The following is a 25,436-nucleotide window of genomic DNA, read 5'->3' on the forward strand; positions in this document are numbered from 1 at the left end:
TGTTTAAAAAAAGAAAGCCTCCCGCTCACTTTGATGCGGGAGACATTGTGATTACGATGCCTGATCAAGCATTTGTACTTCTTTTCGTTTTGGCGAGTTGTCCAGCCTTTTCTGATCATAAAATCGTAACAAATCCCCATAAATGATTTCATCAGAAAGTGATAGCTCCTGTTTTGCTTTATCAGCAAATGCTTCACATTGTTTTGCCTCTTTTAGCGGCTTTCCGGTCTCTTTGTCATAACAAGCACCATCTGTATAAACGATCTGATCCGTAATAAAGCTCCCGTCCCGTAGTACCGTAAAGTCCAGTTTTTCATCTGAAAGCAGATCGTTTCCAAATTGAATGTGATCTTTCGTATCAATTCCTAAAAGATTCATCAGTGTCGGCCTGATATCAATCTGCCCTCCTACTGTTTCAATAGTTTGCGGCTTTTTATCGGTAATACCGGGAATATGAATGACAAGCGGCACTTTTTGGAGCTGCACTTCTTCAAATGGTGTAATCTCTTTCCCTAAAAACTGTCCCATCGCTTCATTATGGTTTTCCGATATCCCATAATGGTCACCGTATAATACGATAATAGAGTTGTCGTATAACCCGTCTTCTTTCAGCTTTTCGATAAACCGTTTCAGCGCCTCATCCTGATAGCGCACAGTCGGGAAATATTTATTTAGCGTCTGGCTGCTTGAATCATATTCATCAATCAATTGATCCTCTTCATCAAGATCAAACGGGAAGTGGTTCGTCAGCGTGATCAGCCTCGAGTAAAACGGCTGAGGCAGATTTTTCATCAGCTCTGAAGACTGCTCAAAAAATTCTTTATCCTTCAGTCCCCAGCCGACTGAATTTTTATCAGTTACGTCATACGAGTTAATATCAAAAAACGAATCATATCCAAATGAGTCGTACATTAAATCACGATTCCAAAAGCTTTTATTATTAGCGTGAAGCACTGCTGAATAATAACCGCTGTTTTTCAAAATTTCAGGTGCGGCCATGTATTGATTGCCCGCATTTGTAAAAAACACGGCACCTCGTCCAAGCGGATACAGTGAATTATCCACGATAAATTCAGAATCTGATGTTTTCCCCTGGCCGGTTTGGTGGTATACATTATTGAAGTTGTAGCTCTGTTTTATAAAATCATTCAGAAAAGGTGTGATTTCTTCTCCATTCACCTTTTCATTAATCACAAAGCTTTGCGTCGACTCTAAAGATACGAGAATGACGTTTCTTCCTTTTGCAGCGCCGAATAAGCTTTTGTTGGCATCTTTCGCATTAGCGCTTACATAGTTTTCAATTTCCGTCAGGCTGTTACTGTCAGCCAATGCCCTTTGTGCAGACTGCTTTGACTGAAGAACACCATCGTAAATATGAAAATTGAACAGGCTGATGTTTTTAACAAGCATTTCCCTGTCAAATGAGCGTGTCAATAGCTGAGGTCTTTCCGCTTCAGACAAGCCTAAATTGAAGAAATAAACAGAAGCAACAAACAGAAAATATGCCGCCCGTTCATTTTTCGTCGAGGGAATGTCCGATTGAAAAGCTTTTTGCCGGATGTGAAGCCATATTAAAACCGCAATATCTACAGCCAATAAAAGGTCTGTCGGCTCAAGAAGAGTTCCGATGCTGCTTCCGAGATCACCCATGTTGCTCGTTTGAAAAAGGACAGGGATTGTTAAGAAATCATTGTAAAAACGGTAAAAAACCATATTAGCCAGCAATACAAACGTGACAAGACAGCTCATCGCAATAATGTAGCGATTTCTGTTTTTGCCTTTTAAAAACAGGCTGAATCCAAAGATGAGCAGCAAAAAGCTCAACGGGTTGATAAACAGAATAAATTCCTGCGTTAGATTGTCGATTTTAATATGAAAACTGGTTTTGTAAACAGCATACGTTTTCAGCCACATCAAAAAAATGGCAATTAGCATAAATGAAATCTTCGAAAAAAACGTTTTTCGCATTTCAACCTCCTATGCAGCACGCTTAAAAAATCAGTCTATTCCCAACATTCTCATTAACACATCAAATTAAATCTTAACCTGAACATAACAAAAAATCAATTTCATTTACACAATTTTAACAATTTTGGTGTTTCAGCCATTCATTTTTAGCGATCCAAGCGCCTCCGATTACGCCGGCATCATTCCCAAGTGCTGCGATTGAAATATCAGCAGCTTCGGCTGCCCGCGGAAATGCGCATTTGCGGAATGTTTTCTCGACTTTTGATCTCAGCAGTTCTCCTGCTCTCGATACGCCGCCGCCAATAACGATTTTTGACGGATTAAGCGAGCTTGCCAAATTTCCCAGCACCAAACCAAGATGCTTGGCCACATAATCAACCACTTCAAGGGCCATTTCGTCATTTTCACCCGCTGCTTCAAATACATCCCGCGCTGACAATTGTTCAGTTGCTTTTAAACGTGTCGTCTGCTTAGCATTTGCCATTTTCTCTTTTGCAATTCTTACAATTCCCGTTGCCGACGCAATCGTTTCAATACAGCCCGTTTTGCCGCAGTTGCAAGGCGCCCCACCTTCAGGAATGCTGCAAATATGGCCGATTTCCCCGCCGGCGCCATTTATGCCATGTACAATTTCGCCATTTACAATGATGCCGCCGCCAACTCCTGTGCCAAGTGTCACGAGAATGACGTCTTTCGCGCCGTCACCCGCTCCCTTCCACATTTCCCCGAGCGCAGCAATATTCGCGTCGTTTTCTATCACAGCCGGGATGCCGGTTTCTGTCTCCAGATGGTTCTTTAAAGCATAGTTTTTCCACCCCAGATTTACCGTTTCATAAACAACTCCTGCTGCCATATCTACAGGTCCTGGTGCGCCCATTCCGATGTATTTGATGATATTCTTCGGTTTTTGCAGCTCATCCAGTTTGCTGTCGATTGTTTTTGCGATTGTAACTGTAATGGTGTCGCCGGTTTTATCAGTTGGGACTTCCCACTTATGCTGAATTTCACCATATTGATTAATAAAAGCGAGTTTAATCGTCGTTCCTCCCAGATCAATGCCCGCAAACCATATCTCGTCCATTTTTATCACCTTAGCCTTTACATAAATCTCTTCCGTTTTTTTGTTTGTTCCAATTCTTTTCGAAGGACCGCTGCCGCTTCGGCCCACTGCTCCTTCTCGATCATGTGGTTCATGTATAATTCCTTTAATTCATCTAGCATAAACTCAATTTCAAGCTCTCTGTCCCCAAAGTAAATAATGTGGCCAAACGTTTTTAATAGCTGCTGCACATCATAAAAAGTATTCATTTTCCTCACCATTCTTGATCTTAACTATCATTAGCGTATTCATATGGAAGCGGCCAGTCAAGAAGAAAACGCTGACAAAAAAGCCAGCCCCCCTCCTTGGCATCCTTCCTTATCATTCTTTATTGTTTTCAATTTGCTGCTGCAGCTCTGTGTAGCGCTGCTTCTTCGGCTTCAGTTTTACAGCCGACTTGATAGCCTTTTCGGCTTGACCAAGCTCATTTTTTTCCGCATACAATAAGGCTAAATAATAATATGAGGCATGGTCTTTAGGGTCTTTTTTTACCGCTCTTTCCAAAAGGGAAACCGCCTGATCATATTCGCCGAGTTGAATATCAGAAACAGCCAGGATTTTTAATAGATCGCCTGAGGCATCTTTTCGCTCCGCTTCTCCGTTGAGCAGATCCGTTACTTCTTCATACTTTCCATCCTGATACAGCTCGTTTGCCTGCTGAATCAGCGCTGCCTCCTGATGGGAAGGGGAATGCAGCCCGTAATATAAAAATCCGGCCGCCAAAGCAATCAGTATAACTGCTGACAACACTCTTTTTCCCAAGGCTCGGGCTTTGGGAAATCCCAGTGCGGCAGCTGCGAAAAAGCCGCCAATCAAGCCGCCGATATGTCCCGAATTGTCAATATTCGAAACCGCAAAACCAAAGCCCAGGTTGATGATAATAATGACAATAATATTGGTTCCAATGGTTCTTAAAAACATTTTCCGATTTGACAAAGCTACATACAGCAGTGCGCCTAAGCATCCGAATATGGCTCCTGAAGCGCCTGCTGAAGGGTACGGGCTGAACACAAAGCTTGCAATCGAACCCGTAATGCCAGCGGCCAGATAAATCAACAGAAATCTGCCCGATCCGTACATGCGCTCAACCGCTGTACCGACCGACCATAAAGCCAGCGTGTTAAACGCTAAATGCGCAACCCCGATGTGAAGCACAATCGGAGTCAGAAGCCGCCACCATTCTCCCGCTGCAATCAGGCTATTTTCCTTTGCTCCAAAAGCGACCAGTGTCTCCGTATTTGTACTGCCCCCGTTTAGTTCAAGCAAAAAAAACATCAAGACCTGAAGCGCGATGAATAAATATGTAAAGATTGGTTTTCCATTTTGAAAAACCGCCGCTTCATTTTTCCTCTGTTCTTCTTGTTTCAGCACTAGCGAAAGGAAGCGTTCTCTCGCCATTTGCACGTCTTCAAACGAATTACGGGCTTCTGTGCAATCTTCTGCATGAAATGATGGAAAAGCAGCTTGAAGATCATCACGAAGCATCGTTCCCCTCACGATCGCCGGTTCAACCGACACGGTTCCGTTCTCAAAAGGCTTTTCTGCAATCTCTTCCCAGTCATCAACAGGAGCTTCCGCTGAAAAAAATACATTCAGCAACTTCATCTTGCGTCTGCCAAGTTGCTTTCTGACTTGTTCTACTCGTTCAGCCTGTTCTTCGATATCTCTTGCCATTTCTTGACGGAAATCAAGGTCATGCTTGTAAAGGCGAATCAGATCATGAGAGGACTTGTCCGGTGCTTCCAGCCATATTTCATCTGACTCACCGGCTTGTATGACGCCATACCCGTTTTTCACTAGGTGCGCCGCGATTTTCCAATATGTATACTCTAGCAAATACATGTTTACCGCTCCAATGGTTTTTTCTCATTATAACAGCTGGCGCTCCGAACGCCTACTGAAAGCAAAAAATCCCGTTTTTCACGGGATTTTAGAAAGCTTGCTGTATAAACTTATTACGGATAAATGGAATTCTTAAAAAGAGATGGATAAAAGACCGTCTGATTCCCGGCTGGCTGAGTACGGTATTCATAAGACGGTAGCGATTTTGATAAAACATGACGGCAGAAACAGCAAAAATAGCATAAATCATAAGTTTTTTCATTATATCCCTCCTGCCAATAGGGTTTGTCATTCTTTCTTATTTATTCTTGAATAAGGAGCAGGAAAGTTATGAAAAACAAGAAATGATCTGATCCTCCGTTATCAGCTTATGTACTGGGATGTCGTGCGGCAGACGGGGAACGTGTACAAACAGCTGGCATTCCAAAAGTAATGAGGCTGTCTTCCCTTTATAATCGCTTAAATAACGGTCATAATAGCCGCCGCCAAAGCCAATCCTAAACCCATCAGTATCGAAACAAACACCTGGAACGATTATCAAGTCAATTTGTGATGGTTTCACTTCTTTTGTTTTTTCGATCACCGGCTCAAGAAGTCCGGCGTAAACGGTTTCGAGCTGAGCCTCAGTCTGATATGTGCGGAATTGCATTTTCTTCGTGCCCGGGTCGCATTTTGGAATACAAACTTGTTTCCCTTCTTTCCAAGCCTGCTCAATGACGGAACGCGTCGGTATTTCCACCCCTCTGGATATGGTGACGGCAATGGTCCTGGCATTTTGCCACTCCGGCAGTGAAAACAAAAGTTTGTACATACGTGCTGTTTTTTGAATAAGATCTTCACTTGATACAGCAGATAGTGCCTCCATCGTCTTTTTTCTTAATTGTGATTTCATCTCTCATCCCCCTCGGAATAGAAAAAAAGCCAGAACCTTTTTCAAAGCTCTGGCTTTTTTCTCACACCTCAAACAGCTAGGCTGTTATTTTGTTTCACGGTGTAACGTAGATTTTTTATCACGTGGGCAATATTTTTTAAATTCAACGCGGTCTGGATTGTTGCGTTTGTTCTTTTTAGAAATATAGTTACGCTCACCACATTCAGTGCAAGCCAAAGTAATATTAACGCGCATTATTTTCCCTCCAAACTAAAATCATTTACTTATTCAGACTTATATATAATACCACTATAATGGACGGAATGCTAGGCTGTTTTTCAATGAATTGCTGAATTATTGATGATACGCTTATAAAGCTGCAAATATGATTCCGTAATGAGCCGGGGATGGTGGAGTTTGATCACTTGTTGTCTGCCGGCTTCTTTTATCCGGCAGGCCTTTTCCCGATCTATTAATAACCTGTTCAGCAGATCAGCAGCTTCCTGTACACGCGTAAATTCAATGGCGATTGCCGTTTTGTCATGAACGGCATAGTCACAAAAGCCACCCGACTGAGAAACGGCAGTCAGTACACCTTGTTCCATGCTTTCTTGCGCGGCTAGCCCAAACGCTTCATAAAAACTAGGGAAAACAGCCATTTCACAGCGAGACAGAAATGCTCTGATGTCCCTTCTATGCATAAACGGCAGGAACATAACACGGTCCTCTACGTTCAATTCCGCAGCCAATTTCTCATAGGAGGACAGAGACGGCCCTTCCCCAGCCAGTACTAAATGCAGGTCAGGCTGGCGCTGTCTCAAGATAGCAAACACCTTTAACAGCTGAGAAAAACCTTTTTCAGGAACAAACCTGCCAAATGAAAATAGAAACCTTTTATTCATACTCCGTGGAACTTGCCTCTTTTCTTCCTCCATAGATGCAGGACTCGGGATAACAGTTGGTTTTTTACGTGCAATCTTATCAAGAGCCCGTTTCATAAAGGTGCTTAATACAATCAGTTCATCAGCGGAATTTATAAGGAGCCGTTCGGTCTGAAGTCTGTATGGGTGCGGTGCTTCTTGGCACACCTTCTTTCTTTCGCTTTCAAGACCGTGGATTGTCGCAGCAAGCGGAAGACCAAGACGCTTTTTCAAATCATGGGCAGCAGGGGCTGTCATGTCGTCATGGGCGTGAATTAGATCAAAGCGTTCATTGCAAGATAACACATCCTGAATCATTGTAAAGTTGGCATCAGCTATAAAATCTTCAAACTGCGCATATGAAAACAGCCTCCTGCTTGGAGTACAAACCGTAATGTTGATATGCGGTTTTAAATAGGAAATGAGACGATTTAAATGGACACCGAGCCCGCTTTTCGGTTCATGAGGAAGTTCGAGTGAAAGCATGAGAATGTTCATCGTTCTTTTTCTCCTCTCCCATAACACGTATAGGCAGAAAATTGCTTCTCCCACGAGGTGAACACGTCCTCATTCTGAAAGCTGTTTATATCACTAATCCCATTTTCCGCAAGATAGATGTCCTCTGTATCTGCGAGCTTGAGAGAGACGTTCATTGAGTTAACAATTCTATATTCAGCCCGATATACAGCATCACCTGCCGCCCGTCCAATTGTCCATTCCCCTTTATGATACGTTGTGCGCTTTGTCCTGACAGCTTCAATGCCTTTTCTTTTGAGGACAATGCGCAATTCTTTTATCATATCCTGCGGCTTTTCGAAAAGCACCGCTTCAGCCAGCCGCATTGTTTCTTCCGGTATTTCCCATCGCACGGTCAAGGTGTGAGCGTTTTGAATGATCATGTCGAATGTGTCCCTAAAAAAAGAAAGCTTATGTCGTATATTATAGGGAAATGGGTATTTATCCATGGACTTCTAACATTCTCCTTTCCTATCGTTCACTCAGTGTTCCTATTAAACCATTACATAGAGAGGAAGCAAAGAAAGATTTCTCGACAAAATCTCGTTTTTTTCGCGAATTCCTTTAGAATCCATTGGTTTTATGGTATAAAAAAGAAGGATAAAAAAAGAATAGAAGGTGATGAAACGTGGAAATTGCTATTATTGCGTTGTTTATCGTCAGTATAGCGCTAATTGCATTCTCATATTCTCAAAGAGATCCGATGAAAGATGTAGAACAGGAGCTCGAAACGCTACAGCTTTCTGCGATGCAAGAAATTTATAAGCTCAAAAAGAAAATGACAGTGCTTGAGGAAGAATTACTGGAAACAAACCTTGTCATCCGCAAATCAAAGCATAGCGATATCAATCAAAAAATCGCTAAACAAATACTTTCTAAATATAATAACGGCATGTCCGCTGAAGCCATTGCTAAAGCTGAGCATGTATCAGTGGAAGACGTAAATACGATTATCAAAGATAACGAGAAGGTGCTCGTATGACAAAACGGGGCATTCAGGCATTTGCTGGCGGTATCATTTTAGCGACAGCCGTTCTTGCAGCTGTTTTTTATCTGACAGACGAAGATCAGGCCGCTGCTGTAAAAGAAAATAAAACAGTAACCGAACAAGACGTGAACAACTACCTTGATTCTAAAAAAATGGTTTCTGTTAACCGTGATGAATATCAAAAACTTCTCGATTCAAAAGAGAAATCCTTAAACGATGACAGCAGCTCAGACGCAAAAACAGACAAAGTCAAAACATACAAGCTCATCATTAAAGACGGCATGAGCACCGCAGATGTATCAGCTATTCTTGAAAAAGAAGGCATCATCTCCTCGGCTCAAGACTTTAATGACTATGTCATTGATGCCGGCTATCACAAAGAAATCCGCGCCGGTGAGTTTAAAGTAAAATCAGACATGAGTTTCAAAAAGATCGTAAAAACATTAACACGATAAAAAAACAGGCTGACTGTCAGCCTGTTTTTTTATCCAAACTTTCCTGTAATGTAATCGAGGGTTCTTTGATCCTGCGGGTTAGAGAACATTTTATTGGTATTGTCGCATTCAACAAGCTCACCCATATAGAAAAAGGCGGTTTGATCAGAAACCCTTGCTGCCTGCTGCATGTTGTGCGTGACAATGACAATGGTATATTTATTTTTCAGCTCAAGAATGAGTTCTTCAATTTTTCTCGTTGAAATTGGATCTAGTGCAGATGTCGGTTCATCCATCAGCAAAATATCAGGATTTGTCGCAAGGGCTCTGGCGATACAAAGACGCTGCTGCTGGCCTCCTGATAGCGAAAGAGCGGATGAATGCAAACGATCCTTCACCTCATCCCATAACGCCACATCTTTTAATGACTTTTCCACAATGTCCTGTAGCTTCTTTTTATTTTTGGTGCCGTGGACTCTCGGTCCGTAAGCGACATTATCAAATATAGATTGCGGAAACGGATTCCCTTTTTGAAATACCATACCGATATTTTTTCGCAAATCCACGATATCCACTTTACCCTTTAAAATGTTGCTGCCATTATAGTTCAGCTCACCTGCAAGTTTTACATTCGGCGTCATTTGAATCATTAAATTCAAAGTTTTAATAAAGGTCGATTTCCCGCATCCTGATGGCCCGATAATCGCCGTGACCTCGTTTTCATGGATGCTCAAATTGATATTTTTTAAAGCATGATGCTGTCCATACCATAAATTCATACCATTGACTTGATAGACTTCCTGTTTCATTACCGCTTCGGTAGCAATACTCATTGCCGCCCTCCTATCCGAATTTCCCGTTAATATAATCCTCTGTCTTTTGCTGCTTCGGACTGGTGAAAATCTGTTCAGTCTGTCCGTATTCTACAAGCTCGCCGTTTAAAAAGAATGCTGTCCGGTCAGAAACCCGCAGAGCCTGCTGCATATTGTGCGTGACAATAATAATCGAGTATTCGCTTTTCAATTCTGTAATTAATTCTTCTATTTTTGCATTTGAAATCGGATCTAGTGCTGAAGCTGGTTCATCCAGCAGAAGAACAGCCGGCTTCATCGCAAGCGTTCTCGCGATGCATAAACGCTGCTGCTGGCCGCCTGATAACGAGAGTGCAGATGAATGCAAACGATCCTTCACCTCATCCCAGAGCGCAGCTTTTGTTAAGCTTTCTTCCACGATCTCATCTAAAACAGCTTTATTCCGCTCTCCGGCATATTTCAATGCATGTGTGATATTCGCATAGATCGATTTCGGAAATGGATTCGGTTTTTGGAAAACCATTCCAATTTCTCTTCTTAAGCTGACAACGTTAATATTGCCATCCAGTATATTTAAACCTTCATAAAGGATTTCACCTTCAGCTCTTGCAGAAGGAATTAAGTCATTCATTCGGTTAATGTTTCTCAAAAAAGTCGACTTTCCGCATCCTGACGGTCCAATCAAAGCAGTCACCGCATTCTTTTCAATATCCATATTCACATGGTGTACCGCTTGTTTAGTGCCGTAAAAAATAGACAGATCTTTCACTTCGAGCACGTGGCGCTGTTTTGGAACGAAAACAGAACGCTCAGGCTTTTCTTTTACCATTTGTACAGACATGTTTTTTTCGCCTCTTTCCGTTCTAATTTGCCGTAAGCTTTTTGTAGATCATCGTGCCAAGCCATCTTGCTGCGAGATTAAACACAAGAACAGAAATCACCAGCACCGCAGAACCTCCGTTGGCAATCGCTTCTGCATCCGGAATGATTCCTTGCGTATTTACGTTCCAAATGTGGACCGCAAGTGTTTCAGCGGGCCGGAAAATATTGAGCGGCGATGTTTCAGAAAACGGGTTCCACTCCGTAAAGTTAAGACGCGGCGTTGTCAGACCGGCTGTAAATAATAATGCCGCCGCTTCCCCGAACACCCTTCCTGACGCTAAAATTGCTCCTGTGATGATAGAAGGAATCGCACTTGGAATTAAAACAGTTTTTACGGTATGCCAGCGTGATACACCTAAAGCGAGAGAGGCTTCCTTCAGATCTTTAGGTACTGAACGGATCGCGTCTTCTGTCACACGCACCATGACAGGAAGGTTAAAAACAGTTAACGCAAGCGCCCCGCCTATGATCGTATATCCCCAGCCTGTTAAGTTGACAAACATCAATAATCCAAACATCCCGATGACAATAGACGGAAGAGATGAAAGCACCTCTATGCATGTTCTGATGAAATCAGTGACTTTGTTATTAGGCGCATACTCAGCCATGAACACTCCGCCGCCCACACCGAGCGGGATTGTAATCAGCATCGTAATAAACAAAATATAAAAGGAGTTAAACAGCTGGTCGCGTATTCCTCCTCCAGCTGCAATGGCGCTCGATTTTGTCGTAATAAAATCGAAGCTGAGCTGTGAAACACCGTTTATAATAATATAGGAAAACAAGCCAACTAGAATTGCAGCGATAATGGCTGCGCACAAACCAAACATTCCAGTCGCCAGTTTATCTGTTATTTTGCGGTTCATTACACTTTCCTCCTAGATGACAAGTAGCGAATAAGCAAGATGAACAAGAATGACATCACCAGAAGCACAAGCCCCATGGACCACAGCGTATTGTTTTCAACGCTGCCATATGTGGTGTGGCCCATATTCAGCGTGATGATCGTTGTCAGTGTTCCGGCAGTGTCAAACAGGCTTTCCGGCAATGCTCTTGTATTTCCAATAACCATCTGAACAGCCAAAGCTTCACCAAACGCCCGTGCCATTCCAAGCACAACAGCCGTCATTAATGTCGGAAAGGCTGCAGGCACAAGTACTTTTCTGATCGTCTGCCATCTAGTCGCACCTAACGCGTAAGAACCTTCTCTTAAGCTCTTCGGAAGGGAAGCCATCGCATCAGCAGAGATCGATGTGATGGTCGGCAGAATCATGATAGAGAGGACAATCGTTCCCGCCAATAAACTGTGCCCTGTTCCGCTCGATTTGAACTGGGCGATAAACGGTACCAATACTGTAAGACCTATGAATCCATAAACAACAGATGGAATGCCGACTAAAAGCTCAATTACCGGCTGCAGCACTTTCTTTCCCCAATTGGGCGCAATTTCTGTCATAAAAATCGCACCAGCAATGCCAAGCGGTGCAGCAATGAGAGCAGAAAGAATCGTTACTGCAAATGATCCAAAAATAAATGGCAGTACTCCATATTTCGGATCAGTATCTGTAGGGTTCCAATTTAGGCTCGTTAAGAATTCAATTGGGCTTACACCATTTACAAGAAAAGATTGCAGCCCCTTAACGCCGAGGAAAATAGTGATCGCAACAGATGCCGCAATCATAATAAGCGCACAAGCTGTCACAATCATTCTTCCTCGAACTTCATCCAATTGCCGATTTTGCCTTGAGCTGATCAAACGCTCGCTCACAGACATATTTTCTCTATTGTTTATCATTGTTTTACACTCCTATGAATGTGTTAAGAGGAGAAACGGTTGTCCGCACTCCTCTTTTTATTAAGATCAGCTTTGTTTCCCGTTGGCATCTCGTGTCACTTTCATATCAGTAACCGGAATGTAGCCTTGGTCAGTAACAATGCTTTTTTGAATGTCTTCACTCTTTAGATAATCAAGAAATTCTTTAGCTAAATCTGCTGCTTCACCTTTTGTGTAAGAATGCTGATAAGCCCAGATCGGATACTCACCAGTTGCAACATTTTTCGCTTCAGGTTTTACGCCGTCAATAGATAAAGCAGTTACTTTGTCATCTGTTAAATATGAGAATGCAAGATATCCAATCGCTCCCGGAGTGTCAGCAATGATCTTTTTTACTGTGTTGGAAGAATCTTCAGTAATGCCTTCTGCAGGTTCTTCTCCGTCAAGCGCATATTTCACAAATGTAGCACGTGTGCCAGAAGAATCAGGACGGTTTACAAGTGTAATCTTTTGGTCCTTGCCGCCAAGCTCTTTCCAGTTTTTGATTTTGCCAGTGAAGATTTTTTTTAGTTCATCTTTTGAAATATCCTTCACACCAGCATCAGGGTTTACAGCTGCTGCCATACCAACTACTGCGACTTGATGATCGACAAGCGCTTTTGCATCGATCCCTTCTTTTTCTTCAGCAAAAACGTCTGAATTCCCGATCTGAACAGCTCCTTCAGAGACTTGAGAAAGTCCTGTTCCAGAACCGCCAGCTTGTACCTGTATATCAGCATCAGGGTTTTCTTCCATAAATTTTTCTGCTGCTGCAAGTACTAATGGCTGCATAGCCGATGAACCAGAAATGGTTAAAGAACCTGATGCCTTTCCTTCTCCTTTTGCAGAATCGCTATTTGATTTTTCACTTTCTCCTGCATTTCCGCATGCAGCTGCAATGATCATAAAAGCAGCCATCAGAAGCATAAGCACCAATTTGTTTTTTTTCATTTCCTGAATTCCCCCTGCGTATAATGTGTAATTTGTCCTACACGTATAGAGTAAAGGTTCTGTGTAAAAAGGGTTTGAATCGAATGTTAAGGTTTTGTAAATCAATGCGTTTTTTTGTATAAAAAAAACGCCCACATCATGTGAGCGTTTCTTTTTAGTTATCAGAAGACGTTGTGTTTTCTGCATTCTCTTCGATTTTATCTTTATTCTTTTGCTGAGTATCTTCTTTGTCCTGCTTCGATTTCAGCTCAAAATATTTATCCATTACCTCTCTGCCAATTTCGTTTGTAATGGTATATTTAGCGCCATAATCAATATAAGCCCAAGGTACTACTACTGAGATTGCAATTTCAGGATTATCAGCCGGTGCATAAGCGACAAGTGTCGTATTATATGTCGCTGTTCCTGTTTTTGATTTATCAGGCCCGTCATAGAACGATTGTGCTGTTCCTGTTTTGCCCGCAGGCTGATAAGAAGCTGATGCAAATTGGCTGGCAGCTGTCCCTTTTGTCATCACTCGTCTGAATCCGGCCTGTACTTCTTTAATGTATTCACTCTTCATGTCAATTTTATTCAGCACTTCCGGCTGAACGGATTGCACGACAGCACCAATCCCTTTTTCAGCATTAGGTTCTCTGACTTCTTTTACTAGCTGAGGTTTCAAGCGGTAGCCGCCGTTTGCAATCGTTGATACGTATTGTGCCAGTTCCAGCGGTGTATACGTATCGTACTGGCCGATCGCATAGTCAAGCAAGAATCCCGTTAATCTGTTTGTTCCTTTATAGCCTGTCATTTCATTCGGAAGATCAATTCCAGTTTTGACACCCAAACCAAATTGGCTGAAGTAATTCCGGAATGTATCAAAGGCCGTTGTATCAATTGGTAATGCTTGATGCGGTTTATATTCACCTTTTCCGATTGCGATCGCAGTTTTAAACATAAATACGTTAGAAGATTTCTGTAATGCTGTCTGAATATCAACTGGCCCCATGTTTTGCCAAGACTTTTTCCCTTTTTTATCTTGTCCGATATACAAAGGTTCATCCTTAAAAATCGTATTCAAATTAATAGCACCAGTTTGCAGGCCGGTCAAAACAGTTGCACCTTTAACGGCTGATCCCATGGCATAGGATGAAGTCATATTTCCTAATGCGTAATCATCAAACTTGTATGCTCCATTTTCTCGTTTAATTTGCTTACCCGCCATCGTCAGCACTTCACCGTTTCTAGGATCCATCATGACAACGAAAGCACGGTCTAACAATTGAGTGCTTGCTCGTGCTTTAGCAGATTTTAGATTCTTCTCAATAATTTTTTCCACTTCTTTTTGCAAATCAATATCAATCGTAAGCACAAGATCTTTACCAGCTTTGCCTTCAGAAACCGTTTTTGTTCCCGTCACATTGCCGTTTGAATCTGTGATATTTTCTACCTTTGCTTTTTGTCCCTGCAGAAGGCTTTCGTATTGGTATTCCAAATAGCTTTTTCCGACCCTGTCATTTCGGCTGTAACCAAGCGACAGATAATGGTCGAGCAAGTTGGACGGCAATCCTTCATCAGAGCTGGAAACACTTCCGAGCACTGAGCGAAGAAGGTTTTTATACGGATATTCACGTTCCCAATCGGACGTGACATCAACCCCCGGCAGTTCGTCTAAATGTTCACTTACTACTGCCATTTCTTTCGCTGATACATCTTCATTTTTGATATATTGAGGGGTCAATGCATATCCTGAATCCATCTGTCTTTTGATGGCGAGGATCTGCATGTCTTTATCCGTCAGTTCATTCAGCTGCTTATCAGTAATTCGTTTTAGCTGAAGCTGATATAAATCGTCATCGGATAATTTTTTGTCTTCAACCTGCTGTCTTTCTTTAGAGGTAATCAGCTTTTTCGCTTCTTTCGGTCTAGTCAAAATCCAATAATCTTTTTTATCCCGTTCTGTTACTTTTTTTGTGTCAACTTTAATCATTTCAGACAGCTTTTTTGCGATCTTTAAACGTTGCTTTTGCGTGGTCGATTTAGATCTGGTGTATGTGATTGCATTTAAAGCCTTATTTGTCACGATGGCGTTAAAGTTTCGATCATAAATTTTCCCGCGCGGCACCGCCGAGCTAACTTCACTTTGTTCCTGCTTATTAGCTTGATTTTTGTAATCATCGCCTTGCACAATCTGCTTGATGCCCAGTTCCACAATGATCCAGGTAAATATGACAAAGGCAGCCAAAAATAAAATATTCAGCCGGATCGGAAGCGACTTCTTTTTCTCTTTATGATTTTGCTTTTTTGGTTTATTTCTCCTCATAACATCACCTTTTTCTATTTACAGAAAGAAAAGACACTCAAGTAAGAGTGCCAGTTTTCATTTTAAAGGTTTTTTCGACTTTTTTCTACAGATAACCCCTTTTTGACAAAAAATTATCTTTCGCCTTTTAAAAGATTCGGTTCAGTTACCCGTTTTTGGCCGTCTTCTTCCATAGTTTCATTTTCCTCTTCTTTCTCCTTAAAACGGATATCCTTGACAAAGTAATAAATCAGCGGATGTCCTACGCCCAATATAGCAAGTGACAAAGGAATTCCCACATCCTCTTTCAGAAGGGCCACGATCAGGAGAAAGCATAAAATGGAGACAATCCTGCCGGCATTTAAAAACATTTCCCTCAGCACGATATATTCAATTCTTGCTTTTCTGGCATGCCTCGCCCGGCCTATCACATCATATGTAAGTGATACATATGGCACGAGCAAAAGTGGATAGCCGATGGCAATAAAAACGCCGTACGTCAATAATGTCGTAAAGCTCATATGAAACAGAATCAAAAACATCGCCCCATATAGAATAAGCCCGCCCAGCAAAATCGCTTTTTTTCTTGCCTTTTTCTTTATCAGCCTCGATGCAAAGTAGTAGGCAAAGAAGGAAACAGCTGAGTTGACGAGGCCAAATGTGCCAAGGGCAAGTTCGCTGTTTGTCTCAATAAATACAAATACACTGATTAAAAAGACAAAAATCCCTTCTCTCAAACCCTGAAAAAAATGCGCATTCGTAATTCTCCGCCAGTTCATATTGCTATGGCGCTCTCCAAACACTTTGCTCAGCATAAAACGGCCCTTTGATTCTCTCCGCTTTAAAAAAAAGCTCATTACGACAGCCAAGGCAAATAAACTGAGGGAGAGACTGAAAATCACTGTGTAACCCGTATTATTTTCAAGCCTTGAGATAACGAATCCCGCTACAATCGGACCGATCATTCCCGCAGAGGAAGACAGAATGCCCATAAATCCGTTGAAAAAGTCTCGCGTCTCCGGCTCTGTTATTTCAAAAGTCAGCACGTTAAACGCAAGCCAATAAAAGCCATACCCCACCCCGAGCACTGCGCCGATCAGTACGAGCCGGCTGGCCGCCGTTTCTCCGGCTAAAAGCACACTTAAATAAAAGGCAGCTAAAAAAATGACGCCGAACCTTAAAATGAACACCCTGTCTATTTTTTTGGCTAACCGCCCAGCCAAATAAAAGGTTATCGGCTGCATTGTCACAATGGATAAATTGTATATCGCCAAATCAATAAATTTCCCTGACTGCTTCCAAAGATACACATTAACAAATGTATTCGACAGTGCAATTCCCAGCGAGTAAAGCCCGCCTATGGTCAGCAGAAAGAGTAATCCTTTGTTTACCTCTACATCGCCAATCACTTTTTTTAGTTTGCTCATTACTGACTCCCCTTTACTATCCCTTAGTCTGTCTCACTCAAACCGAGATATGTAAAAAGAAGACATAAAAAAACAAGGCCCTATATTGAGGACCTTGTTTGTGACATTATTTTGCTTCGCTGTATAGACGAGCCACTTCGTCCCAGTTCACAACATTCCAGAACGCTGAAATGTAGTCAGGACGGCGGTTTTGATAGTTAAGGTAGTAAGCATGCTCCCAAACGTCAAGACCTAAGATAGGCGTTTTGCCTTCAGAAAGCGGAGAATCTTGGTTTGGCGTGCTTGTGATTTCAAGTTTGCCGTTGTTCACAACAAGCCATGCCCAGCCAGAACCGAAGCGTCCAGCTGCTGCAGCTGCGAATTGCTCTTTGAATTTGTCAAAGCTTCCAAATACACTGTTGATCTCGTCAGCAAGCGCGCCAGTCGGCTCGCCTCCGCCGTTTGGAGATAATAGTGTCCAGAATAATTTGTGGTTCGCGTGTCCACCGCCGTTGTTGCGGACTGCAGTGCGGATGTTTTCAGGAACAGCATTAAGGTCTGCAACAAGCTCTTCAACTGATTTGTTTGCAAGAGCAGTGTTTCCTTCAACCGCTTTGTTTAAATTTGTCACGTATGTGTTGTGGTGTTTCGTATGGTGAATAGTCATAGTTTCCTTGTCGATATGCGGTTCTAAAGCATCGTACGCATAAGGTAATTCTGGAAGTTCGTAAGCCATGATAATTCCTCCTTAATATATATGTACTGAAATGCCGCTTCACAGCGAGCCTTTCTTCATTCAATGTAACAAAAGAATGCTTTGTAATCAATGAAAATGCTCACATTTTGGCTCATTTCAGCGGACATATTTCACTTTAACCGATAATCCGCCCCATTAAACCTGCTGCCCGACATTCTTATAGGACCGTCCACAAAAAATATCCGATCATCAAAAGCTGGATGATACCCTTAGCAATAACCCCTGTTAAAAAGCCAATGAGCGAGCCAAGACCGATTTTAAACGCTGACTTTAAGTCCTTTTGATGGACGATAAGTTCTGCACAAACTGCCCCGATAAACGGCCCTAATATGATCCCCGCAACTGGAATGACGAAAGGCCCGATTAATAAACCGATCGTGCTTCCCCATATGGCGGCTTTGCTTCCGCCGAACCTTTTTACTCCAAGCAGATTAGACACGTAATCTGCGGCGAATAATACTGCGGCAAAAACAGCTTCAACGAGCCAGAACATATAAGAATACGGACTGAATGAAAACAAAAATCCGTACAATACAAAGCCGGCAACAATAAATACTACACTCGGAATAACTGGGTACACCAGTCCGATAAAAGCGATGATAAATACCGCCGCAATCACCAGCCAATACAACAAATCCATAGCATCCATCCTCCCTTTTTACATCCATCTTCTTCATGTCTTCCTTGTATTCACACGCTTGCAACGATACAATAAGCAACATATATTAGTATAGCTAGGAAGTGAAGATAGTGAATGTATTTCAGCTTTTCATCAAAAGTACATACTCTCCCCGTGATATTGCAAAAACAAGATTTCAAGGAATCGGAAAAGCGATTCTTTATGTATTTTTGCTCTCTGTCCTTTTTGCAATTCCAACCGCTTATTACGTAAGCTCAGGGACAGTAAAATCAATGAACGGCTTTAAAACCGTTTTAAACAAAGATTTCCCTGATTTCACAATTTCAAACGGCAAACTTCAAACTGAGGAGAAAAAAGCCACGGAATCACAGGCAAATGGTTTCGTTATCGTGTTTGATCCGACAGACGCCTACGGTACCGAACAAATTGAAGCAAAGCAAAACGCGATTGGCATCCTTCAGAACAAATTTGTTTTGGCCATTGACGGACAAGCCCAAGAGATGCCTTACTCAATGATGCCATCTGAGTTAAAGAAAAAAGATGTCATTGCAGGTTTAAATCAAAATAAAGCGATGATTGTAACTGTTCTCTCAGCTCTCATTTTCCTCGTAACAGCCGCAGGAAAATTTATTGAAGTATCATTCTTAGCGCTTATCGGAGTAATCATTAAGAATTCACAGAAAAAACATCTGTCCTATCACCAGCTCTGGAAGCTTTCTGCCTATTCCATCACCCTATCGACTGTATTCTTTACAATCATGCGTGCGGTAGAAGTGACAGTTCCAAGTGAATTTTTGCTGAACTGGTTTGTCAACTTTGTCATCCTGTTTCTCGTTTTAAAAGAGATTCCTTCGAAAAAAATAATTAATAAAAATTAGAAAAATATTATTAATTTTCAACCTTTAAATAGAGAGTGTATTTAATAAAAAAGGATAGAATTCTTAAAGAGAAGGATAATAATTGCAATTTAAAAAGCTAGATGCCAATAGGCACCTAGCTTTTTAAATTTAAACTACCAACAAGTTAGAAATGGCTTCCGTTCTTCTTGATAATCATCAGCGCTATTCTATTATTATCTTTTTTGTGGGTTTATATATACAAATGCAGCTCCCTTAGCTTTTCCCTTATATACGGATAAACCTACTGCCCAAGGTGTTCCTGTCGGTTTTGGTAATTTACTGAAGTAAAACTTTTTGGTTGGAGTTCTACTTGAAAAGTACCCTGAATATTGCGGACCAATGTTCCCACCCTCAACTATAGATACACCAAAGTTCTTATAATTTAGTTTACCGCATTTACCATTTGTTTCAGCATAAGCATCAATAGATGTGGCACTCTTAGTATATGTATAAGCGTCTGTAATAACTCTTATTTTACAACCAGAGATACCGCTTACTGGCTGCCAACCACTACTTGCCGCCTCTGCCTTTTCTTTAGGTACCGCTACCAACGTTAACATGAGTAGCAAAATTAAAAACACTGAAAATTTTCCTTGCTTCATTTTTGGATCCTCCTTTAAACTATACTTAATTATCCTAACAAAACCATCGTTCATTGTAAATAATGGAATATAAACATTTATATTATAAAAGACCCTTTTTGTTCTAAATTTATACTTTTTCTCTCTGAAGACCATGTTTAAACGAAAAGATTCCTTCCAAAAAAGCTCCTGTATAACCCGAGACTGCCTTCGCAGTCTCTTTTCTTTTGTCATGAAACTAATTGGACAAGCATACTATGGTATAAATTTAGTATGCAGGAGGAAAAGCGATGAAGCGTCTCACTTTTGTATGCAGCATTGTTTTTATTCTATTTATTCTTTTTTATGATCTTAAAATTGGAACGATACCCATTGAGGACCTCCCTGTCTATGAAGCATCAGCAAAAACGGCTGTACAAGAACCAGCGTATAAAACGGTGAAGGTAAAGCCGGGTGACACGGTTATGTCAATTGTCGGATCAGCAGGTTCTCCCGACGACATTGTAAAGGATTTTGAAGCACTGAATCCGAATGTGAAAGCTAACACCATTCAAGCTGGAACAGCGTACAAATTCCCGGTCTATCCTTAATTAACGTTAATTTCTTGTCAGTTCGGCGAAGACACTGTTACAATGTAATTTGTAAAATAAATTCACATAAACCATACTAGAATTGTTATATCTAGAAGCGGCAACTACAATTAAGGAGCGATTGCAAGTGAGTGAAATCACACATCGTACAAAAACGCGTCCCGTCAAAGTGGGACCTTTAACAATAGGCGGCAACAATGAAGTTGTCATCCAAAGCATGACAACAACAAAAACACATGATGTAGAAGCAACGGTTGCGGAAATTAACCGTTTGGCTGAAGCCGGATGCCAAATCGTCCGGGTAGCATGTCCGGATGAACGGGCAGCAAACGCCATTGCGGATATTAAAAAACGCATTTCCATTCCGCTCGTTGTTGACATACATTTCGATTATAAACTTGCGTTAAAAGCCATTGAAGGCGGCGCAGATAAAATCCGAATCAACCCTGGCAACATCGGCCGCCGCGAAAAAGTCGAAGCGGTCGTTAAAGCGGCTAAAGAAAAAGGGATTCCGATCAGAATCGGAGTTAACGCTGGTTCACTTGAAAAACGGATTTTAGAAAAATACGGTTATCCGACAGCCGACGGAATGGTTGAAAGCGCACTTCATCACATTAAAATTCTTGAAGATCTTGACTTTCACGATATTATTGTCAGCATGAAGGCATCTGACGTCAACCTTGCGATCGAGGCCTATGAAAAAGCGTCGAAAGCATTTGATTACCCTCTACACCTCGGGATCACAGAATCAGGTACGCTGTTTGCCGGCACAGTTAAGAGCGCCGCAGGACTAGGCGCGATTTTAAGCAAGGGCATCGGAAACACCTTGCGTATTTCATTAAGCGCAGATCCTGTGGAAGAGGTAAAAGTAGCAAGAGAGCTTCTGAAATCTTTCGGCTTAGCCTCCAATGCTGCCACACTCATCTCATGTCCGACTTGCGGCCGTATTGAGATTGATTTGATCAGCATCGCCAATGAAGTGGAAGAATATATTTCTAAAATTAAAGCGCCGATTAAAGTCGCTGTTCTCGGCTGTGCAGTAAACGGACCTGGTGAAGCCAGAGAAGCTGATATTGGTATCGCCGGAGCACGCGGTGAAGGGCTGTTATTCCGGAAGGGGAAAATTGTCCGTAAGGTTCCAGAGGAAACAATGGTAGAGGAACTCAAGAAAGAAATCGACATTCTTGCTGAGGAACACTATGCAAAACTTGAAGCTGAAAAAGCAAAATCAAAAGAAGAGACACAAAAAGCTTGACGGGAACCCGTCAAGCTTTTTGTGTTAGAAAAATGGAATAATAAATATTCCAAGCACTAATGAGACGATACCGATACCCATCGCCCAAGCTCCAAGGCCCTGAGCGCCTCTTCTTCTTGCGATATAGCCGACAATAATACCGGCAGCTCCCAATAAAACAGGCAGTACAAACAATGAAATAATGGACAAGGCTAAAGCAATATACCCTATTCCCCGTCCTTCATTGACATTGCCGCCGCTGCGGTCATTGTCTTGGTCATTGCTGCGGTCAGCAGCACGGTAAGGCTCTGCGATTTCAGCAGCCGTTTCCTCAAAAAAACCATCATTGTCACGGGTTATATTTGTTCCTTCAGAACCATGATCAACATAGTAGCCGTTGTTATCACGTTTTTCGTAATCGTTTGCCACCTTCAATTCCCCCTTCTGTTTTTATTAAAGGAGCTTTTATAGTTTGATCTATTTTGCCTGATTCATGTTTGCTAAACTTTTCTGTTAATGTCAATTGTTTATGTTACACTTGAAGGGATGAAACTGAAGGAGTGTGGGCATGTTACGCTTAGGAATAGATATTGACGGCACAATTACGGCTCAGGATACATTCGTCCCTTATTTAAACCGCTCGTTTAATCTTTCCATTTCATTAAACGATATGACGGATTATGATTTAACAAAGCTGTTAAACATTACGCAGGAAGAATTTTGGGATTGGATGAATCAAAATGAAGCAATCATATATAAGGAAGCATTGCTTGCACAGCATGCAAAACAGTCACTTGACCTCCTCAAAGAGGAGCACAAGCTAATTTATATTACAGCAAGACGGACTCATTTAACTGATATTACCTATGAATGGTTTGACAGACAAAATATTCACTACGACCACATCGAACTTGTTGGCGGCCATCATAAAGTTGAGGCAGTCAAAAATCACAACATCGACTTGTTTTTTGAAGATCATCACGGAAACGCGATGATGATCGCGAAAGAAGCTGGTATCCCGGTGATTTTGTTCAATTCCCCTTATAATCAGCTTCCGATTGATTCAAACATCATCAGAGTAAACAACTGGCTAGAAGCCGTTCAATGGATAAATAACAACAAATATCACTTCATACGTGTCAATAACTGAAAAAGGAGCCAAATTGGGCTCCTTTTTCTCATATATATGCAATTATGCAGTCGTGTTTTCTTGGTTTTCCGCTGTACAATCAGGGCATGTGCCGTAAATCTCAAATTTATGCCCGCTAACCTGATAACCATCCAAATCATCACAAAGCTTGTCCATCGGACATGATTCAATTTCCTTTGTTTTACCGCACGCCAGACAAATAAAGTGATGGTGATGATGGGTAAATGAACACTTAAATCTGAAGAGCTTTTCACCGGACAGCTCGGTTGTTTCCAAAATACCAAGTTCTTCATATAAAGAAAGGTTTCTGTAGATTGTATCAAAGCTTAAGCCGGGATAATCATCATTTAATGCAGACAGTACGTTTTTAGCGGTAAGATATCTGTCTGAATCAGCAAAAAGCTGCAGCATATCCTCCCGTTTGTTTGTATATTTATATCCGTTTTCTTTCAGTAGGTTCAGCGCTTCTTGTACGTTCATGAAGGTTCCCCCTTTTCGCTTTGCTTAAGAACGTATCACACACATGTATTGAAAAAGAAAATGGAGCTGTCTGACCCAGCAAGCCATTTTCTTTACTGCAGGTAAAATTATACCCATAAAATGAATAAAAGTAAATGAAAGCCTAGTGGATTGCGTTTTTGAATTTCCCGCCTCTCGTTTCATGAGTATTCATAATTGTTATGAATGCATTTTGATCGACTTCAAACACGATCGATTTTAGCTTAGTCACTTCCAGCCTTGTGACAACCGCGTAAATCACGTCCTTTTCTTCGTCCGTATATCCGCCTTTCCCCTTCAGCTTGGTTGTTCCGCGACCGAGACGGTGCAAAATCGCGTCGGAAATCTCATCATACTGGTCAGACACGATAATGACAGCTTTTGTTTCATCAAGTCCCTGGATCACAGCATCAATGGTTTTCATCGCAATATAATAAGTCATGAAAGAGTACATCGCTTGCTCAGGACCAAACACAAAAACAGCCCAAATGAAAATGAATACATTGATGAGCATAACAAACTCACCTACTGAAAACGGCAGCTTTTTCGTCAGCAAAATACCGAGAATTTCTGTACCATCCATCGAACCTCCGTTTCGAATAACGAGGCCGACGCCAAAGCCGAGTAAAAGACCTCCGAACACAGTGGCCAATATAGGCTGAGTTGTAATGGCTTCTACATGGTGAAGCGAGGATTCAATAACGGCAAGCCCCACAATTCCAATCATCGTAGAGACAAGGAAGGTCTTACCGATATATTTATATCCGAAGATCATAAAAGGAATATTTAACATGACAACAAATAAAGCGAAATTCAGAATTGGGGTTGACATAAAGAGGTGGTCTAATATAAGTGATACACCGATGATCCCGCCATCAATAAAATCGTTGGGGATTAAAAATAATTCGATACTTACAGCCGCACATGCAGCTCCTGACAGAATCATGAAGACCCTGAAAATAAAGCGGGAAAATGTTTCTCTCTTATGTTGTTTTGTTGGGGTCATAAAATCTCCTTTCCTGCAATAACTATTTTAAATACATTATAAATCTATTTTACCATTAAACACTGACACATTTTACTGATTTGCCCATACATTAAGTCTGGAGGTGGAATGGTCGATGATTTTATTTCAAAAAATTATTTTGCAGCGGCTTAATCAGGCTACTGCTGACGATTTGCTGAAGTACTCAAAACAATACGGAATCAGTTTAACAAGACCGCAGGCCATTGAAGTAGCAAACCTATTATACGGAAAAAATGTGAACATTTTTAATGAGAGTGAACGAATGCGGCTGCTAAAACAAGTAGAGGCAATTACATCAAAAGAAACAGCTCAAACTGTTAACGAACTTTTCAAACAATTTACAACCTAAAAAAATGGGGGAATTATCCCCCATTTTTTTATTGCTGTAAAATCTTTTCGAGCAATGTGTCATCAAATTGTTTTTCTTTCAGCATTTCAATCTCAAAACGGTATGGCGGTTTTTTATTCTTTTTATCTTCACCGACATACGGTGTTTCAAGGATTTTTGGAATGTCTTTCAACTGCTCATGGTGAACAACATATTGCAATGCGTCAAATCCAATTTCACCAAAGCCAATGTTTTCATGGCGGTCTTTTCTTGCGCCTTTGACATTTTTGCTGTCATTGATATGAAGCACTTTAATACGGTCAATGCCGATGATTTTATCGAACTCATTCAGCACACCGTCAAAGTCTTCGATAATGTTATATCCAGCATCATGTGTATGGCACGTATCAAAGCACACTGAAAGATGCTCATTATGAGTAACGCCATCAATAATCTGTGCAAGCTCATCAAAGCTTCTGCCGCATTCTGACCCTTTTCCTGCCATTGTTTCTAATGCAATCTGGACATTTTGATTCGGATCAATCACTTCATTTAAGCCTTCAATAATTTTTTTGATGCCTGCTTCAGCTCCCGCTCCTACGTGAGCGCCCGGGTGAAGGACAATTTGCTTCGCTCCGATGGCCGCTGTCCGTTCAATTTCAGAACGAAGAAAATCGACACCAAGCTCAAAAGTTGACGGATTTGTCGTGTTGCCAATATTAATAATATAAGGCGCGTGTACGATAATTTCGTCAATGCCGTTTTCTTGCATGTGTGCCCGGCCCGCTTCTATATTTAAGTCTTCAATTTTCTTTCGGCGCGTATTTTGCGGTGCGCCTGTATAGATCATAAACGTGTTCGCCCCATAAGAGACTGCTTCCTGGCTAGCAGCAAGAAGCATATGTTTTCCGCTCATCGAGACGTGTGAGCCTATTCTCAACAACAG

General features: G+C 41.5%; 29 protein-coding genes and 1 pseudogene. 7 read left to right on the forward strand and 23 right to left on the reverse strand.

Features of this window, described 5'->3' with window-relative positions; all coding sequences use genetic code 11:
- Positions 1-51: 51 nt before the first annotated feature.
- The 9 genes and pseudogenes from M0696_RS12330 to M0696_RS12370 all read right to left on the reverse strand — a co-directional run bounded on the left by M0696_RS12330 (position 52) and on the right by M0696_RS12370 (position 7,665).
- Entirely contained in the window at positions 52-1,968 is a 1,917-nt protein-coding gene (locus tag M0696_RS12330; protein ID WP_222143159.1) for an LTA synthase family protein, read from the reverse strand.
- Positions 1,969-2,083: 115 nt separating this feature from the next.
- Positions 2,084-3,049 carry a glucose kinase GlcK gene (gene glcK / locus M0696_RS12335; protein ID WP_166850797.1) on the reverse strand — a complete coding sequence of 322 codons (966 nt, stop codon included), beginning with the start codon at positions 3,047-3,049 and terminating at the stop codon, positions 2,084-2,086.
- Between the two features lie 10 nt (positions 3,050-3,059).
- Positions 3,060-3,276, reverse strand: a pseudogene (locus M0696_RS12340) (YqgQ family protein).
- Between the two features lie 112 nt (positions 3,277-3,388).
- The gene (gene yqgP / locus M0696_RS12345; protein ID WP_222143161.1) at positions 3,389-4,909 is read right to left on the reverse strand and encodes a rhomboid protease YqgP; all 1,521 of its coding nucleotides are present in this window, start codon (positions 4,907-4,909) and stop codon (positions 3,389-3,391) included.
- An 88-nt stretch (positions 4,910-4,997) separates the two neighbouring features.
- Positions 4,998-5,171, reverse strand: a complete 174-nt coding sequence (locus tag M0696_RS12350; RefSeq protein ID WP_087990719.1) for a hypothetical protein — start codon at positions 5,169-5,171, stop codon at positions 4,998-5,000.
- Between the two features lie 66 nt (positions 5,172-5,237).
- Complete coding sequence (locus M0696_RS12355; RefSeq protein WP_222143162.1) at positions 5,238-5,801, reverse strand: 5-formyltetrahydrofolate cyclo-ligase; 564 nt, start codon at positions 5,799-5,801, stop codon at positions 5,238-5,240.
- An 84-nt stretch (positions 5,802-5,885) separates the two neighbouring features.
- A complete protein-coding gene (gene rpmG, locus M0696_RS12360) occupies positions 5,886-6,035 on the reverse strand; it encodes a 50S ribosomal protein L33 (RefSeq protein ID WP_003153056.1) in 150 nt (49 codons plus the stop codon).
- A gap of 83 nt (positions 6,036-6,118) precedes the next feature.
- The gene (locus M0696_RS12365) at positions 6,119-7,198 is read right to left on the reverse strand and encodes a glycosyltransferase family 4 protein (RefSeq protein ID WP_222143163.1); all 1,080 of its coding nucleotides are present in this window, start codon (positions 7,196-7,198) and stop codon (positions 6,119-6,121) included.
- Complete coding sequence (locus tag M0696_RS12370) at positions 7,195-7,665, reverse strand: hypothetical protein (protein WP_166850783.1); 471 nt, start codon at positions 7,663-7,665, stop codon at positions 7,195-7,197. Before M0696_RS12370 ends, M0696_RS12365 begins: the two co-directional genes overlap by 4 nt.
- A 179-nt stretch (positions 7,666-7,844) precedes the next feature.
- Here M0696_RS12370 and M0696_RS12375 point away from each other — a divergent pair, with 179 nt between their 5' ends.
- Positions 7,845-8,198 (forward strand): hypothetical protein, encoded by a 354-nt coding sequence (locus M0696_RS12375; protein ID WP_003226272.1) that lies wholly within the window; start codon positions 7,845-7,847, stop codon positions 8,196-8,198.
- Positions 8,195-8,659 carry an endolytic transglycosylase MltG gene (locus M0696_RS12380; protein ID WP_166850780.1) on the forward strand — a complete coding sequence of 155 codons (465 nt, stop codon included), beginning with the start codon at positions 8,195-8,197 and terminating at the stop codon, positions 8,657-8,659. Before M0696_RS12375 ends, M0696_RS12380 begins: the two co-directional genes overlap by 4 nt.
- A gap of 29 nt (positions 8,660-8,688) precedes the next feature.
- On the opposite strand, the gene pstB (M0696_RS12385) is transcribed toward M0696_RS12380, so the two are convergent.
- The 9 genes from pstB (M0696_RS12385) to M0696_RS12425 form a co-directional block, all read right to left on the reverse strand.
- On the reverse strand, positions 8,689-9,471 hold the full coding sequence (gene pstB / locus M0696_RS12385) for a phosphate ABC transporter ATP-binding protein PstB (RefSeq protein ID WP_166850777.1): 783 nt from the start codon (positions 9,469-9,471) through the stop codon (positions 8,689-8,691).
- 10 nt (positions 9,472-9,481) lie between these two features.
- Complete coding sequence (gene pstB / locus M0696_RS12390) at positions 9,482-10,291, reverse strand: phosphate ABC transporter ATP-binding protein PstB (protein ID WP_166850774.1); 810 nt, start codon at positions 10,289-10,291, stop codon at positions 9,482-9,484.
- 22 nt (positions 10,292-10,313) lie between these two features.
- A complete protein-coding gene (gene pstA, locus M0696_RS12395; protein ID WP_014114423.1) occupies positions 10,314-11,198 on the reverse strand; it encodes a phosphate ABC transporter permease PstA in 885 nt (294 codons plus the stop codon).
- Positions 11,198-12,127, reverse strand: a complete 930-nt coding sequence (gene pstC / locus M0696_RS12400) for a phosphate ABC transporter permease subunit PstC (protein ID WP_166850771.1) — start codon at positions 12,125-12,127, stop codon at positions 11,198-11,200. The genes pstA and pstC overlap by 1 nt, the downstream gene beginning before the upstream one ends.
- Before the next feature lie 66 nt (positions 12,128-12,193).
- Entirely contained in the window at positions 12,194-13,096 is a 903-nt protein-coding gene (locus M0696_RS12405; RefSeq protein ID WP_222143166.1) for a phosphate ABC transporter substrate-binding protein, read from the reverse strand.
- Between the two features lie 154 nt (positions 13,097-13,250).
- Positions 13,251-15,401: a penicillin-binding protein 2A gene (gene pbpA / locus M0696_RS12410; protein WP_166850765.1), complete on the reverse strand. Its 2,151-nt coding sequence runs from the start codon at positions 15,399-15,401 to the stop codon at positions 13,251-13,253.
- A 113-nt stretch (positions 15,402-15,514) separates the two neighbouring features.
- A complete protein-coding gene (locus M0696_RS12415) occupies positions 15,515-16,807 on the reverse strand; it encodes an MFS transporter (RefSeq protein WP_222143167.1) in 1,293 nt (430 codons plus the stop codon).
- Positions 16,808-16,913: 106 nt separating this feature from the next.
- Positions 16,914-17,522, reverse strand: coding sequence for a superoxide dismutase (gene sodA / locus M0696_RS12420; protein WP_222143168.1), 609 nt, complete (start codon positions 17,520-17,522; stop codon positions 16,914-16,916).
- A gap of 178 nt (positions 17,523-17,700) precedes the next feature.
- Positions 17,701-18,183, reverse strand: coding sequence for a DUF456 domain-containing protein (locus tag M0696_RS12425; RefSeq protein ID WP_222143169.1), 483 nt, complete (start codon positions 18,181-18,183; stop codon positions 17,701-17,703).
- A gap of 110 nt (positions 18,184-18,293) precedes the next feature.
- On the opposite strand from M0696_RS12425, the gene M0696_RS12430 reads away from it, so the two are divergent.
- Positions 18,294-19,061 carry a DUF1189 domain-containing protein gene (locus tag M0696_RS12430; RefSeq protein ID WP_222143170.1) on the forward strand — a complete coding sequence of 256 codons (768 nt, stop codon included), beginning with the start codon at positions 18,294-18,296 and terminating at the stop codon, positions 19,059-19,061.
- Positions 19,062-19,255: 194 nt separating this feature from the next.
- Here M0696_RS12430 and yqgA read toward each other — a convergent pair whose 3' ends face one another.
- Positions 19,256-19,684, reverse strand: a complete 429-nt coding sequence (gene yqgA, locus M0696_RS12435) for a cell wall-binding protein YqgA (RefSeq protein WP_166850752.1) — start codon at positions 19,682-19,684, stop codon at positions 19,256-19,258.
- Positions 19,685-19,953: 269 nt separating this feature from the next.
- Between yqgA and M0696_RS12440 the strand changes: the two genes are divergently transcribed.
- Positions 19,954-20,253 (forward strand): LysM peptidoglycan-binding domain-containing protein, encoded by a 300-nt coding sequence (locus M0696_RS12440; protein WP_222143171.1) that lies wholly within the window; start codon positions 19,954-19,956, stop codon positions 20,251-20,253.
- Between the two features lie 121 nt (positions 20,254-20,374).
- Positions 20,375-21,508: a flavodoxin-dependent (E)-4-hydroxy-3-methylbut-2-enyl-diphosphate synthase gene (gene ispG / locus M0696_RS12445; RefSeq protein WP_222143172.1), complete on the forward strand. Its 1,134-nt coding sequence runs from the start codon at positions 20,375-20,377 to the stop codon at positions 21,506-21,508.
- A gap of 24 nt (positions 21,509-21,532) precedes the next feature.
- Here ispG and M0696_RS12450 read toward each other — a convergent pair whose 3' ends face one another.
- Positions 21,533-21,922 carry a DUF308 domain-containing protein gene (locus tag M0696_RS12450; protein WP_166850743.1) on the reverse strand — a complete coding sequence of 130 codons (390 nt, stop codon included), beginning with the start codon at positions 21,920-21,922 and terminating at the stop codon, positions 21,533-21,535.
- A gap of 133 nt (positions 21,923-22,055) precedes the next feature.
- On the opposite strand from M0696_RS12450, the gene M0696_RS12455 reads away from it, so the two are divergent.
- The gene (locus M0696_RS12455; RefSeq protein WP_166850740.1) at positions 22,056-22,637 is read left to right on the forward strand and encodes a hypothetical protein; all 582 of its coding nucleotides are present in this window, start codon (positions 22,056-22,058) and stop codon (positions 22,635-22,637) included.
- Positions 22,638-22,679: 42 nt separating this feature from the next.
- Here M0696_RS12455 and zur read toward each other — a convergent pair whose 3' ends face one another.
- Positions 22,680-23,117 (reverse strand): zinc uptake transcriptional repressor Zur, encoded by a 438-nt coding sequence (gene zur, locus M0696_RS12460; RefSeq protein WP_004398578.1) that lies wholly within the window; start codon positions 23,115-23,117, stop codon positions 22,680-22,682.
- Positions 23,118-23,259: 142 nt separating this feature from the next.
- On the reverse strand, positions 23,260-24,141 hold the full coding sequence (locus M0696_RS12465) for a YitT family protein (RefSeq protein WP_222143173.1): 882 nt from the start codon (positions 24,139-24,141) through the stop codon (positions 23,260-23,262).
- A gap of 115 nt (positions 24,142-24,256) precedes the next feature.
- On the opposite strand from M0696_RS12465, the gene M0696_RS12470 reads away from it, so the two are divergent.
- A complete protein-coding gene (locus tag M0696_RS12470; RefSeq protein ID WP_166850735.1) occupies positions 24,257-24,511 on the forward strand; it encodes a DUF2624 domain-containing protein in 255 nt (84 codons plus the stop codon).
- Positions 24,512-24,539: 28 nt separating this feature from the next.
- Here M0696_RS12470 and M0696_RS12475 read toward each other — a convergent pair whose 3' ends face one another.
- On the reverse strand, positions 24,540-25,433 hold the full coding sequence (locus M0696_RS12475; RefSeq protein WP_222143174.1) for a deoxyribonuclease IV: 894 nt from the start codon (positions 25,431-25,433) through the stop codon (positions 24,540-24,542).
- Positions 25,434-25,436 lie beyond the last annotated feature (3 nt).

The organism is Bacillus rugosus, from assembly GCF_023238245.1.
GTDB lineage: Bacteria > Bacillota > Bacilli > Bacillales > Bacillaceae > Bacillus > Bacillus rugosus.

What these genes read in the sequence shown, in the direction of transcription:
- M0696_RS12330 (WP_222143159.1), bottom strand. Translation starts at nt 1,968, where the DNA reads ATGCGAAAAACGTTTTTTTCGAAGATTTCATTTATGCTAATTGCCATT.
- glcK (WP_166850797.1), bottom strand. Translation starts at nt 3,049, where the DNA reads ATGGACGAGATATGGTTTGCGGGCATTGATCTGGGAGGAACGACGATT.
- yqgP (WP_222143161.1), bottom strand. Translation starts at nt 4,909, where the DNA reads ATGTATTTGCTAGAGTATACATATTGGAAAATCGCGGCGCACCTAGTG.
- M0696_RS12350 (WP_087990719.1), bottom strand. Translation starts at nt 5,171, where the DNA reads ATGAAAAAACTTATGATTTATGCTATTTTTGCTGTTTCTGCCGTCATG.
- M0696_RS12355 (WP_222143162.1), bottom strand. Translation starts at nt 5,801, where the DNA reads ATGAAATCACAATTAAGAAAAAAGACGATGGAGGCACTATCTGCTGTA.
- rpmG (WP_003153056.1), bottom strand. Translation starts at nt 6,035, where the DNA reads ATGCGCGTTAATATTACTTTGGCTTGCACTGAATGTGGTGAGCGTAAC.
- M0696_RS12365 (WP_222143163.1), bottom strand. Translation starts at nt 7,198, where the DNA reads ATGAACATTCTCATGCTTTCACTCGAACTTCCTCATGAACCGAAAAGC.
- M0696_RS12370 (WP_166850783.1), bottom strand. Translation starts at nt 7,665, where the DNA reads ATGGATAAATACCCATTTCCCTATAATATACGACATAAGCTTTCTTTT.
- M0696_RS12380 (WP_166850780.1), top strand. Translation starts at nt 8,195, where the DNA reads ATGACAAAACGGGGCATTCAGGCATTTGCTGGCGGTATCATTTTAGCG.
- pstB (WP_166850777.1), bottom strand. Translation starts at nt 9,471, where the DNA reads ATGAGTATTGCTACCGAAGCGGTAATGAAACAGGAAGTCTATCAAGTC.
- pstB (WP_166850774.1), bottom strand. Translation starts at nt 10,291, where the DNA reads ATGTCTGTACAAATGGTAAAAGAAAAGCCTGAGCGTTCTGTTTTCGTT.
- pstA (WP_014114423.1), bottom strand. Translation starts at nt 11,198, where the DNA reads ATGAACCGCAAAATAACAGATAAACTGGCGACTGGAATGTTTGGTTTG.
- pstC (WP_166850771.1), bottom strand. Translation starts at nt 12,127, where the DNA reads ATGATAAACAATAGAGAAAATATGTCTGTGAGCGAGCGTTTGATCAGC.
- M0696_RS12405 (WP_222143166.1), bottom strand. Translation starts at nt 13,096, where the DNA reads ATGAAAAAAAACAAATTGGTGCTTATGCTTCTGATGGCTGCTTTTATG.
- pbpA (WP_166850765.1), bottom strand. Translation starts at nt 15,401, where the DNA reads ATGAGGAGAAATAAACCAAAAAAGCAAAATCATAAAGAGAAAAAGAAG.
- M0696_RS12415 (WP_222143167.1), bottom strand. Translation starts at nt 16,807, where the DNA reads ATGAGCAAACTAAAAAAAGTGATTGGCGATGTAGAGGTAAACAAAGGA.
- sodA (WP_222143168.1), bottom strand. Translation starts at nt 17,522, where the DNA reads ATGGCTTACGAACTTCCAGAATTACCTTATGCGTACGATGCTTTAGAA.
- M0696_RS12425 (WP_222143169.1), bottom strand. Translation starts at nt 18,183, where the DNA reads ATGGATTTGTTGTATTGGCTGGTGATTGCGGCGGTATTTATCATCGCT.
- yqgA (WP_166850752.1), bottom strand. Translation starts at nt 19,684, where the DNA reads ATGAAGCAAGGAAAATTTTCAGTGTTTTTAATTTTGCTACTCATGTTA.
- M0696_RS12440 (WP_222143171.1), top strand. Translation starts at nt 19,954, where the DNA reads ATGAAGCGTCTCACTTTTGTATGCAGCATTGTTTTTATTCTATTTATT.
- M0696_RS12455 (WP_166850740.1), top strand. Translation starts at nt 22,056, where the DNA reads ATGTTACGCTTAGGAATAGATATTGACGGCACAATTACGGCTCAGGAT.
- zur (WP_004398578.1), bottom strand. Translation starts at nt 23,117, where the DNA reads ATGAACGTACAAGAAGCGCTGAACCTACTGAAAGAAAACGGATATAAA.
- M0696_RS12465 (WP_222143173.1), bottom strand. Translation starts at nt 24,141, where the DNA reads ATGACCCCAACAAAACAACATAAGAGAGAAACATTTTCCCGCTTTATT.
- M0696_RS12470 (WP_166850735.1), top strand. Translation starts at nt 24,257, where the DNA reads ATGATTTTATTTCAAAAAATTATTTTGCAGCGGCTTAATCAGGCTACT.